The sequence below is a fragment of the Mucilaginibacter sp. genome (assembly GCF_036568825.1).
GTDB lineage: Bacteria > Bacteroidota > Bacteroidia > Sphingobacteriales > Sphingobacteriaceae > Mucilaginibacter.
Genome location: NZ_DATCRU010000008.1, coordinates 1 through 11,612, shown reverse-complemented (window position 1 = coordinate 11,612; position 11,612 = coordinate 1). Strand labels below are relative to the sequence as shown.

At 41.9% G+C, this 11,612-nt stretch carries 9 protein-coding genes and 1 pseudogene; 3 read left to right on the top strand and 7 right to left on the bottom strand.

Annotation, left to right across the window (positions count from 1 at the left end; translation table 11 throughout):
• Nucleotides 1-535, top strand: a 535-nt coding sequence (locus VIM89_RS02285; RefSeq protein WP_488154505.1) for an RNA polymerase sigma factor, incomplete at its 5' end; no start/stop codon positions are given.
• The gene (locus tag VIM89_RS02280) at nucleotides 532-1,032 is read left to right on the top strand and encodes an anti-sigma factor family protein (RefSeq protein ID WP_488154504.1); all 501 of its coding nucleotides are present in this window, start codon (nucleotides 532-534) and stop codon (nucleotides 1,030-1,032) included. The genes VIM89_RS02285 and VIM89_RS02280, both read left to right, overlap by 4 nt.
• A 318-nt stretch (nucleotides 1,033-1,350) precedes the next feature.
• Here the strand turns inward: VIM89_RS02280 and VIM89_RS02275 are convergent, their stop codons facing one another.
• From VIM89_RS02275 to VIM89_RS02265, 3 genes are all read right to left on the bottom strand, one after another.
• Complete coding sequence (locus tag VIM89_RS02275) at nucleotides 1,351-2,022, bottom strand: YiaD family glycine zipper/OmpA-like lipoprotein (protein ID WP_488154503.1); 672 nt, start codon at nucleotides 2,020-2,022, stop codon at nucleotides 1,351-1,353.
• Between the two features lie 176 nt (nucleotides 2,023-2,198).
• The gene (locus tag VIM89_RS02270) at nucleotides 2,199-3,335 is read right to left on the bottom strand and encodes a DUF6515 family protein (RefSeq protein ID WP_488154502.1); all 1,137 of its coding nucleotides are present in this window, start codon (nucleotides 3,333-3,335) and stop codon (nucleotides 2,199-2,201) included.
• Nucleotides 3,336-3,484: 149 nt separating this feature from the next.
• A complete protein-coding gene (locus tag VIM89_RS02265; protein ID WP_488154501.1) occupies nucleotides 3,485-4,192 on the bottom strand; it encodes a DUF6515 family protein in 708 nt (235 codons plus the stop codon).
• 321 nt (nucleotides 4,193-4,513) lie between these two features.
• On the opposite strand from VIM89_RS02265, the gene VIM89_RS02260 reads away from it, so the two are divergent.
• Nucleotides 4,514-6,184: a phosphoethanolamine transferase gene (locus VIM89_RS02260; protein ID WP_488154500.1), complete on the top strand. Its 1,671-nt coding sequence runs from the start codon at nucleotides 4,514-4,516 to the stop codon at nucleotides 6,182-6,184.
• 28 nt (nucleotides 6,185-6,212) lie between these two features.
• On the opposite strand, the gene VIM89_RS02255 is transcribed toward VIM89_RS02260, so the two are convergent.
• From VIM89_RS02255 to VIM89_RS02240, 4 genes and pseudogenes are all read right to left on the bottom strand, one after another.
• On the bottom strand, nucleotides 6,213-8,591 hold the full coding sequence (locus tag VIM89_RS02255; protein ID WP_488154499.1) for a hypothetical protein: 2,379 nt from the start codon (nucleotides 8,589-8,591) through the stop codon (nucleotides 6,213-6,215).
• Nucleotides 8,592-8,637: 46 nt separating this feature from the next.
• A complete protein-coding gene (locus VIM89_RS02250; RefSeq protein WP_488154498.1) occupies nucleotides 8,638-9,801 on the bottom strand; it encodes a DUF4249 domain-containing protein in 1,164 nt (387 codons plus the stop codon).
• A 99-nt stretch (nucleotides 9,802-9,900) separates the two neighbouring features.
• Nucleotides 9,901-11,118, bottom strand: coding sequence for a DUF4249 domain-containing protein (locus VIM89_RS02245; protein WP_488154497.1), 1,218 nt, complete (start codon nucleotides 11,116-11,118; stop codon nucleotides 9,901-9,903).
• 10 nt (nucleotides 11,119-11,128) lie between these two features.
• A pseudogene (locus tag VIM89_RS02240) lies at nucleotides 11,129-11,612 on the bottom strand (TonB-dependent receptor); the annotation flags it as partial.

Genomic DNA, 11,612 nt, shown 5'->3' with positions numbered 1-11,612 from the left:
GGGAAACCAGGCGGCGTACGCCGACCTGGTAAAACGGCACCAGCGTTTTGTTTTTACACTCGCCCTTCGTTTTGCAAAAAACCGCGAAGACGCCGAAGAGATTGCCCAGGATTGTTTTATTAAAGCCTACCGCTCGTTATCAGCATTTCAGCGGCAGTCCAAATTCAGTACTTGGCTGTACAGTATTGTTTACACAACGGCGATGACCTTTTTACGGAAGAAAAGGGTGGACACCGATTCTATTGACGATGAAAATACTTATATTCAGTTAGAGAATAGTTCGTCGTTGCATGATGTTAATTCGGCCGAGAATAAATCGAGGTCTTACTATTTGAACCAGGCTATAACACAACTTATGCCTGATGATGCCGCGATCATAACCCTGTTTTATATGGGCGAGCAATCGCTGGAGGAGATCGGCAAAACATTGGGTATTGAGACCAATACGGTTAAAGTTAAACTATTCAGAGCGCGGCAGCGTTTGAAGGAAAAGCTGGAGCATAATTTAAAGCACGAGGTGAAAGAATTGATATGAACACGATTGAGGAGAAACTTTGGAACTATATTGACGGCACCTGCCCGGATGAAGACAGGAAAGCCATCGATATATTAATTGCGCAGGACGAAGTTTACCGTCGCAAATACGAAGAACTGCTGGCTCTGAACCAGGAGTTTTCTAAAATGGAACCGGACGAACCGCCGATGGCATTCACTTATAATGTGATGGAAGCCATCCGTAATGAGCATGCACAACAGCCATTAAAAGCAGGCATAAATAAGCGGATAATTAAAGTAATATCCGGGTTCTTCATTATCAGCATTGCACTTTCGCTGATTTTGGCAATGTCAAGTGTGCATACAGGAGGGTCTGCCAATATTTCAGTACATCTGCCTGACAGCCTACGCCTGCCTGACATAAAAAATTACCTGAGCAAACCTGTTCTGGAAGGCTTCCTGTTTTTTGACATTGTGCTGGGACTATTCCTTTTTGATGCCTGGCTGCGCCGGAAAAATGTATCAAAACAAGTATAACGGGTTCAAAAGTGTACTGCAAAGAAAACACTTCTGTAAAGAAAATTAAACACTGCGTGGGCGCAGACACACAACAAAAAGTTAATTTTAAGTTGTAGAATAAAAATGATATTAACAAACCGTCTATTGGTATAGTAATTGTAATACTTACTGCGAACTGGCATTCTTGCCGGTTTAATTGTGATAAGGTTTAGGTTGAAAGCCCCCAAACTGCAAGAGTGAGGGGGCTTTTATTTTGCCTGGATTTTTTGCCGCATGTTACCACAAAAAATCCCAACATTTTAGTGCTGGGATTTCAATAATCAAACTCTTCTTTTGCTATTTCCCTTCTGATTCTGCCTGCTTTTTCATTTTGTTATTGGCCACAATTACGATCTCGACCCGGCGATTGAGCGCTCGGCCCGCAACAGTGTTATTATCGGCGATTGGTTCTGTTGAGCCCCGCCCATCAATTTTAAGACGTGATGCCTTTACTTCGTTTGACACGAGGTAATTCTTCACGGCAGCGGCCCGGCGCACGGACAGATCGATATTATTATTCCCATCGCCGCTATTGTCGGTATGGCCAATGATCAGGATATCTGTTTCCGGGTTTTTACCGAGAGATGCGGCCAGGTTTTGAAGATTAGTTTGAGCGTTGGCTTTTATCTCTGCCTTGCCGACGTCAAACAGAATCCCTGAATCAAAATTGATAATGATACCCTCGCCCTGACGTGTTACTGTAGCGCCTGGTATGGTGCTTTTCAGTTCATTGGCCTGCTTATCCATGTTTTTACCAATGAAGGCACCGGCTGTTCCACCAACCGCACCTCCTATGATGGTACCCAGGGCCGTATTGCCTGCTGATTTACCAATAAAGCCGCCAACTATACCCCCTGTTCCGGCACCAATAGCTGCACCTTTTTGCGTTTTATTGCGGGTATGACAGGCAGAGCTTAGAATAAGTATGCTGATTATAGCAATTAGAAATATGCGATTCAGGTTCTTCATTTCTTAATGCATGTGTCAAAGCCAATGCCAATTGGCTAAACAACTTAATATGAGCGCTTTTCAATCATAAAAACCCATTAAAAACCACACAAATGCCCTCTTTTAAGGACGTGAAAGGAAACAAAAAAGCCCCCGGTAAATCGGGGGCCTTGCATGTAGATATGCTTGACAATCACTCAATCATTCGCTCCTGGTACGCTTGCAACACGATATCCGGCACCATCAGCATCTTTAAATTCTTCGTAAAAAATATTATCCGGAGAAACATAGAACTTTTTGTGGTTCAAAGTCACTTTGCGGCAATCTTCAGGTAATTGGTCTACTACGTCACCAACTTTAACATTGGGTGCATAAGTTGTATTGTCGCCGTTATCGGTACTGCTGTTATCCATAATAGGATCGTCGTTATAGGACATTGGCTGATCATTAATTGATGCGTCAGTGTTCCCGGTATTCAGGACACCATCTTTCCCGGCAACTACATAAATGGTACGGCCGTTTTCATCCTGGCTTTGTTCATAGTATACACCGTTGAATTCGTAGTACAGTACGCCATCGATAGTGATTGGTTCAGCACCTGAAGGCAGATTAGGAACTGCAGCGCCAACCGGTGGTACTACCACTTCGTATCCGCCATTATATGGCCTGTAGAAAGTGCCTCCGTAATAATAGTATGGATCCGAGTTCCAGTAGAATGGGTAATAGCCTAAAGGCAGTACACCTAAATAGAAACCGATATGCGGGTATCCCCAACCAAAGCCGAAGCGGAAGCCGGGACCATAGTAACCATGATAACCAAAGTAGTGGCCACGATAAAATCCGCCGCGGTAAGCTCCATAGTATCTTCCGCCGTGATAATAAGAACCACGGTATCCATAACCACCACGGTAAGCACCACCGCGATAAGCATTTACGCCACCACGATATCCGCCACGGTAGGCATTTACACCTACACCGCCTCTTACACCACCGCGATAAGCCATGCCTGATCTGGCGCCAAATGAGCCACGATAAGCCGTTCCACCACGAACGCCTGCACTGCCACGAAAACCGCCGTTGCTACGAAATGCACTTCCACCGTGGAAGGCACTACCGCCACGAAATCCACCATTGCTATGGAAACTGCTTCCTCCGCGGAAACCTCCGCCGCCATGGGAACCTCCACCACCGTGAAAGCCACCGCCGCCATGAAATCCACCACCCCCGCCGTGACCGCCGCCACCACGATGCTGTGCGCTCGCTGATGCGATCAGGCCAATTGTCAGCAATCCTGTAAATGCAAGAGCCGACATATATTTAAACCATCTTTTCATAATCTCTTTTTCCTGAGTATAATACCTTATAGACTATAAACGATGAGAAAGGTTTATTTGTGTATTGTTTAAATTATTTGCCTACAGGTAAAAACAAAAAAAGCCCGGCTGTGCACTGTAAGCGGGCTCATTTTATATAGATAGATGATTTAATTTTGCTTTTCGTCGTCCATTGGTATGCTGGCAATCCGGTATGCCCGCATATTATTGGCATCGGTAAACTCTTCGTAGTAAATGCCATCAGGAGATACATAGTATTTTTTACCGTTCAGCTTTACTTTGCGGCAATTGTCAGGCAATTGATTCACCACGTCGCCAACTTGCGGAGCAGGCGGATTGTCAACAGTGCCATCGCTGCCATCGGTATTTAAAACGCCATTTTTACCCGCAATCACATATACCGTTTTACCTTTATCGTTTACGACACCCTGGTAGTAAACACCATTAAACTCGTAAAATTGTTGACCATTGATAACAATTGAGCTGGCACCTCTTGGTAATCCGGGTACTTCAGCACCTACAGGAGGAACGGTGACTTCATAGCCACCTCCATCATACGGACGGTAAAATACACCGCCATAGTAATAATACAGGTCAGAACCCCAATAGAACGGGTAATATCCATATGGTAGAACGGATATATGATAACCAAAGGCCGGATAACCATAATATCCCCCGAACCCGCCGGTACGGAAGCCTAAGCCGATTCCGCCTCTAAAACCGCCGCCAAAACCTACACCAACACGAACGCCGCCGCCTCCGTGGAAACCGCGCTGAGCATTAGCTGTAGAAACTAATGTCAGTGAAAGAATACCTGCCAATGCAAAAACGGAAGCATATTTAAATAACCTTTTCATGACTGATTAGAAATAGAATGTGTGATTCTTATATTTTTTATTTCTTTTTAGACTCAAAAATAAGTTTGCGGTTTAAACCTTTATGCATTCTAATGCAATTCTAATCTCACCTCAAAACCCGCTTCAGATGGCCTTTTACGCGTTTTTAACGCAAATAGTATAGTACAATTTGTACTTAAATGCCTTTGTATCGGCTTTATTACAATTTAACTCCTAAAAGCCAAAGTTTTATAGGCCACCATTCTAAATTTTCCTTCGTACTTAACAAAACAATTACAATTTATTTACATTTAAATAATATCATGTTAACACATAAATAACATGAAACCAATTAAAAACCTGCTATTCCCGCGTGGAAATGCATCGTCTATTATTCCGTTTTTAGTAATTATAGCAGTAATTCCGTTTTCCGAATTACTCTTTGATATCCTGCGCCATCAGTATGTGAAAGGCGTATTCACATTCGGTTTTGGGATATTGATCTTTCTTATGCCACTTTTTTTATTCAGGAAGCATCTAAGGCTTTATTTGATATTCCTGGTTCCTATTCTTCTGATAGTTCCATTTAACTTGGGCTATATCCTATACTTTCATTCAGAAATGTCGGAAGCAACTATTCTGATGATCATGAACACCAACCATAATGAGGCCCTGGAGTTACTGCGGAATTATTTGGCAGTGCTGATCATCTTTACAGTAATATACCTGTTTATCCTTTATTTGTTGTACCGAAGGGTTCCGAATACGATCGATACCAGGAAGACGGTTTATGTTTCTTCTGTTTCATTAATGGCTCTCGCCATATCGCCGTTACCTATTTATGATCATAGCGTAAGTTATTCTGAAAATATAAGGGATGCGCTCTATGATATATTTCCCGGAAATGTGATAGATGGCATTACTCATGTTTTATATCAGGAAAAATTCGTCAGACAGGGTGAAAACGAGCGGAAAAACTTTAGTTATCACAGCTGGCAGGACACTTCTATTAAGGATAAGCAGGTCCATGTATTAATTATAGGCGAAAGCAGCCGCTATGATCATTGGGGGATCAACGGTTATTCAAGAAACACTTCTCCCAACTTATCAAATAGGAAAGATCTGGTGTCTTATAACGATGTTGCTGCAGGCGGATTTATGACGGAGTGGGCAGTGCCATTACTTTTAACAGGCGTAGGTGCTGATCATTATGAATCGAACTTTCACCGTAAAGGAATTACAGGTGCATTCAATGAGGCCGGATTTAATTCCTACTGGATCACCAATCAAACAGATTACTTAGGATATTTTAAAGTGCATTCATTGGAATCACAAAAAGAATACGATTTATTGACCGACTTCCGGTCAACAAAAAATGTGGTGATGGATATGCAATTGGTAGATACTCTTAAAAAGATCTTAAGCCAGCCGGGAAATAAAAAATTTATTGTGATCCATGGTTTGGGCAGTCATTACAGCTACAGCGCGCGGTATCCTGATCAGTTCGATGTATTTAAGCCAAGCAATAAAACGGTTACTACAAAATTGACAGACGGAAAGTCAAAAAATATACTGATCAACAGTTATGACAATAGTATTTGTTATACCGATGCGGTGATTGATAGTGTAATCAGCCTGGTGGATAAACAAAATGCGTTCTCGTCAGTCACCTATATTTCTGATCATGGGGAGGATTTGATGGATGATAGTCGGGGATTAACTTCTCATCACCAAGGATCGCCACCAACCAAATACATTGCGCATGTGCCTTTTTTTGTATGGTACTCGCCAAAACTACAGACTAAGTATCCTGAGAAAATATCAAATATATTGCAACATAAGAATGCCAAAGTTTCTTCGCAGAATCTTATTTATTCTCTAACCAGCATGGTTGGAATTCACTACCCAACCCAGGATTCGCTTAAGGACATTACAAGCGCATATTATAAAGACAACCAGCAGCTAATAATGGGCGAAAACCGGAAAGTTTATCCCTGTCCGGCTTTTAAATAATCAATAGTAGCAAAGTTTATTGGCTTCGTTATTTCTTTACGTCAAAGGTAAAAGTTCGACTACCCGATTGTCCGTCGGCTGTCATCCCTTGTATAACACCAACATATTTTCCCTCCTCATCAGAGGTATAAAATGATATTTGATTTTTACCTGATGTAGTTGTCTTTACCGTCGGAGCCCAGTACAACAAGCTTCTGAAATCAGGTGTGTGGCTGGATACCTGTGCCTCCGTATCGTAAACAGGCGAGTAAAACACACGTTGCAATTGCATGCCTTCATAATCCATCACTACCGCGTGCGGATCAACTTCTACACCGGCAAGGTCAGATTTATAGCTGGCATAGCTCAATATACCTTCGGCATCAGCAGGTCCCCAGAAATATCTATCCTTAACCACATCAAGCCTTTTAATTTTTAATGGGTCTATGGCCATCACTTTATTCATGTCAAAGATCGGGATACCATCAAGCAGTACCAACGGGTCTCCTTCCAAAAATCCTTTATCGCTTATCACCCTTATTTCAAATTTATTGCGCGGGTGAAATACGTTCACTTCCCTGATATACTCCCGCAAAACTTCTTCCATAGTAGTAAAGCGGGTGTAGTCATCGAGCCGGTAAACGTGGTCAGGTTTACCATAAAAACCGGTACTATCTACATATGGTTCGTAAAATTGCCTGGTTTTGCTGCCTGCATATATATTTTGTACCTGCATAGCAATATTTTGTTGCTCCAATGGCACTTTCATATCCGGTGTAAGCTCGAACGGAGACAAAGGCAATTTTGAAAACTGTTCTGAAAAAGGGTTCTGAATATCGATATGATAGGTAGTATCGCGATGAGAGTCGGTTTGGACCACAATTTCACCCGGACCATAAAGGTCTTTGGTATTGAATAAAATATGCCCGGTGGTATCACTTTTGGAAGCAAACAATTGTACCCGCTTACCCGGTACTGCAAAATAGGCAATTACATCAAATGCAGGCGCATTAGTGGTTGTGTTGATGATCTTACCGGTAACAATATGCCCGTTGTACTCCGGCAAAAAGCTGAATGCAGCAGGTTTATTCTGCAGCACGTCGCTCCATTGAAAACGGCGCCAGCCCTGGGTTAGCATCAGGTTATCAACCGCCTCATTGGCCTCTGCTGTGTTATTTTTGATATAATATTCAGGTGATTCTACATTTCCGCGTAAGTCGGAGCTTAGCCAGAAGTAGCTTGATATGTCACCCGGCTCGAGTGTCTGATAAGCATCCAGACGGTATACCGACATGGATAGATTAGCTTCTAAAAGTTTCCCTGATTGATCCTTAGCATCCAGTGAGATATCTACTTTTTTACGGTGGCCATAATTTTGCTGATCCGAAGCCGCATCTATAACCAGGTTTTGGGTTGGTCGTTTAAAATACAAACGTTCGCATACCGGGTGCCTGTCGCCATCAAAAACTGTCAGGTGTGATATCCCGTCGTTCAGCGCCGATTTGTCGATTGCAAAGGTTGCTGTACCATTAATTTGCGGCGCTCTTTGTGCTATTTTCACAACCTGCCCGGTATGTGCAAACAAGTAAACTGAGCCGTCAGGACTGGCAATATTGCTATTGACCACTACCTGCAGTTTATCAGGGCCCGCGTCTGTCAGGCTCATTACATATCCTTTGTCTTTAACCCCCGGCATATCTTTTACAACCGATGCGCCCCCGGCTTTAATTACTGCTTTATAAGTGTTGCCTGCAGCAGGGGTAAATGAAAAATGGCCCATACCGAATTTTAGAGGCTGAAATTTTACTACGGTATCATTTTTTTGATCGATCACTGCACCGGTAAAATCAATTCCTTTTCCGCTTCTGTTAACGGCTTTAAAACCAACTTTACTGACTATGCCGCTAACCAGGTCGCCCCCTTCAGGGAAAAACTGGATATCAAAATCTGTTGTATTAATTTTAGCTGTAACAGGCGTTCTTTGCGGATTTACAATGGTGATCTTTTTATCAAAATAAAAATCAGGACTGAAATTCTTCATCCAATTGGTATAGGCCCTCAAATGGTAATTACCATTATTGAGGGTGACTGGTATGTACAATGATCCGCTTCCAATACCATCTTTTAACTCCACTTTAGCCTGCATTGCCGGGTTCAGGGCATCATCCAAAACCTCGACATAAGCAACCTTGCTCAGATTAAATGGCTTGTGATAGCTGCCATCCACCATATACACTTTGAACCAAAGTATCTCACCCGTAAGATAGGCCCCCTTGTCCGAATGGACAAACACCTTTTCCTGCAGCGCATACTGGCTATAGTTTTTAAAACTACTTTGCACATTGTTCAATACCTGTGCTTTGGCACTGCCTACCAACACTATCGTAAGGGTTAGACTGCATATCAGTTTCTTTAATATTGATGCCATATGTTTTATTTCTTTATTTGTAATAAATTTATTCTCGTCATTACAATTATTGCGGATCAATCCAAAACGAGGGTTTCACGTTCGTACCTCTTAAGGTACAGTCAACACATATTCCTCCCGAGGCAGCATAGCCGAGTAACGGCCCTCCCGGCTGTTGAATAGCCCATAATGGTACTGCATCACCGTGATAAAGATCATTTTCGACTTGATTTTCACCCGTCTTCGGATTGGAGAAATACAAACTGTCTATAAAGCAATTATTGTATGGAAGATTAGTAAAGTACTGCAAACTGCCAGGCAAATCATATTTGTTTATATAAACCCTCTGCTGGGTAAATGTCCCGGCTGTAACATAGCCAATAACTTGCTCTGAGGGGTCAGCCTCGTTGTGTATATTTCCCGTAAGCGTGGATGGTTGCGGGTCAAAAATACTCCCTATTTTTTCTGTGTTTTTACTCAGCAATTGATAGTACTCGAATGCTTCTTTGGTAAGTACATACTGCTTTACCAATATACTATATCTTACGCCTATCTTTTCAGAATGGGAGTCGATAAAAACAACAGGAGAATTTGCTAACACATCCTTGGTTAAATTAGCTGTTGAACCCAAAACAATGGTGCTTGAATTATCAGAAGACCAGCATTGATAAATCTCATCTTTGGGATCTCTGAGTACAACATTATATGAGGGTACCCCATATGCGTCTACTCCCTTTATCAATTTCAGTCCTGAATCATAATCTGCGTGTATTATCCAGGTTTCCTGGTACTCATACCTGTAATACCTGGAATTATTGGACACGTCATGCGCAGATACGTTTACCTGGACGCCTGTATTCTGAACATTAAAGCTCACGCTATCAATCGGCGGCGAGTTTTTTACAGGCACATAATCTGATTGGTAAGTTTTATTGTTTGAGGTGATTATTTTTAAACGGTAATTATTTGCAGTATTAAGATTCAACCCTGCCGAAACGTAATACCCATTCCCGATTGCTGTTAACGGATAAGTTGAATTGGCATCGCTTTCAACTGAGACTGTTGCATTCAATTCCGGTGTTGGTAAGGTGCCCGGCGGTGCCGAAAGAGGTAAAGTACGTGTTAAATGAATTATGGTAGAATCGTTGCCAGGATTAATATTACCTTCAACAACCAGATGATCCGGGGAAGCCCCAACAGCCGGTGGATTATAGGATTTTTTGCACCCCATAGCTAAGGATATATTAATAAGCATGCATAGCCCCATTTTACAATATTTATTTAATCCTTTCAATTTCGGTCATTTATTCTTTTTTATACTCAAATGATCTTATTGTGCATCAACCCAAAATGCCGGGCGCACGTTTGTTCCCCGTAAAGTACAATCCGCACATATTCCTCCCGAAACAGCATACCCAAGAAGCGGCCCACCGGGCAATTGAATGGCCCATAAAGGGATCGCATCTCCATGATAAAGATTGGCGTCTACGGTATTTTGTTGGCTCCTTGGGTCTGAGAAATACAAACTATCTACCATACAATTGTCATAAGGTAAACTTGTGAGATATTGCAGTGTGCCAGGCAAATCATACCTGTTTATATAAACTCTTTGTTGGGTAAACGTCCCTGCTGTAACGTAGCCTATTACCTGCTCCGAAGGGTCAGCCACGTTGTGTATATTTCCGGTAAGCATTGAGGGTTGGGGATCAAAAATACTTCCTATCTTTTCTGTGTTCTTGCTCAACAATTGATAGTACTCGTAAGCTTCTTTAGTAAGTGTGTACTGCTTCACCAGTATGCTGTATCTATTGCTGATTTTTTCGGAATGTGAGTCGATAAATGTAACAGGCGAATTCAACAATATGTCTTTAGTTAATTTATCGGTGGAACCTAAAATTATGCTGGTAGAAGCATCTGATGACCAACATTGAAAAATCTGGTCCTGCGGTTGTCTGCCGACAACACTATAGATCATATTACCACTCCCGTCTGTTCCTTTTATCAACTCCAGGCCTGAATCATAATCTGCATGTATTATCCACGTCTCCTGGTATTTGTACATATAGTATCTGGAATTATTGGAAATATCGTGCGCAGATACATTTACCTGGACACCTGTATTTTGAACATTAAAGTTCACACTATCAATTGATGGCGAGTTTTTTACAGGCACATAATCTGATTGGTAAGTTTTATTATTAGAGGTGATTATTTTCAAACGGTAATTATTTGTAGTACTAAGATTTAATCCGGTTGAAACGTAATACCCATTCCCGATTGCTGTTAACGGATAAGTTGCATTGGCATCGCTTTCAACCGAAACTGTTGCATCAAGTTCCGGTGTGGGTAAGGTATCCGCCGGGGCTGAAAGAGATAGGGTATGTGTTAGATGTATTATCGTGGAATCGCTTCCCGGATTAATATTGCCTTCAACAACAAGAAGATTGGGAGCCGCTCCTATAGCCGGTGGGTTATAAGGTTTTTTGCAGTCACACAGTAGTAAGCAAACAAACATCATTAAAGTATATGTAGTTAGTATTCTGCACATACATTTGTTATTAAAACCTAACATTATAGTTAATAAATGGAATTGGCTTTGCAAATATCGAAAGCTGATAACCATTTATGACACCACCCTGTTCACTAAAGAAGGTTGAATAAGCATTAACACGTCCTGTCAGGTTATAAACCCCTATGTTCCATGAGTTATGCCATTTTTGATGTACCTTATGGTTACCGTCAATATTCATAGAAAGATCTGTCCTGAAATAGTCCGGGATACGATATTCATTTCTATCTGAATAGAACACCCTTTCTGATCCGGCATATTCATATTTGGCTATCGGCAGCGTAATCGGGCGACCCGTACTATAAGTTACATCCAGTGAAACACTAAACCTGTGACTAAACCTGTAATTCCCATTAAAGTTAACGGCATGTGGTTTATCATAGTTGGCCGGATAGTAAACTCCGCCATTGATCAGCTCGCCTGCATTCGGGTCATCCTGTCTCAGGAAAGTTCTCGAATAGGTATAGCTCAGC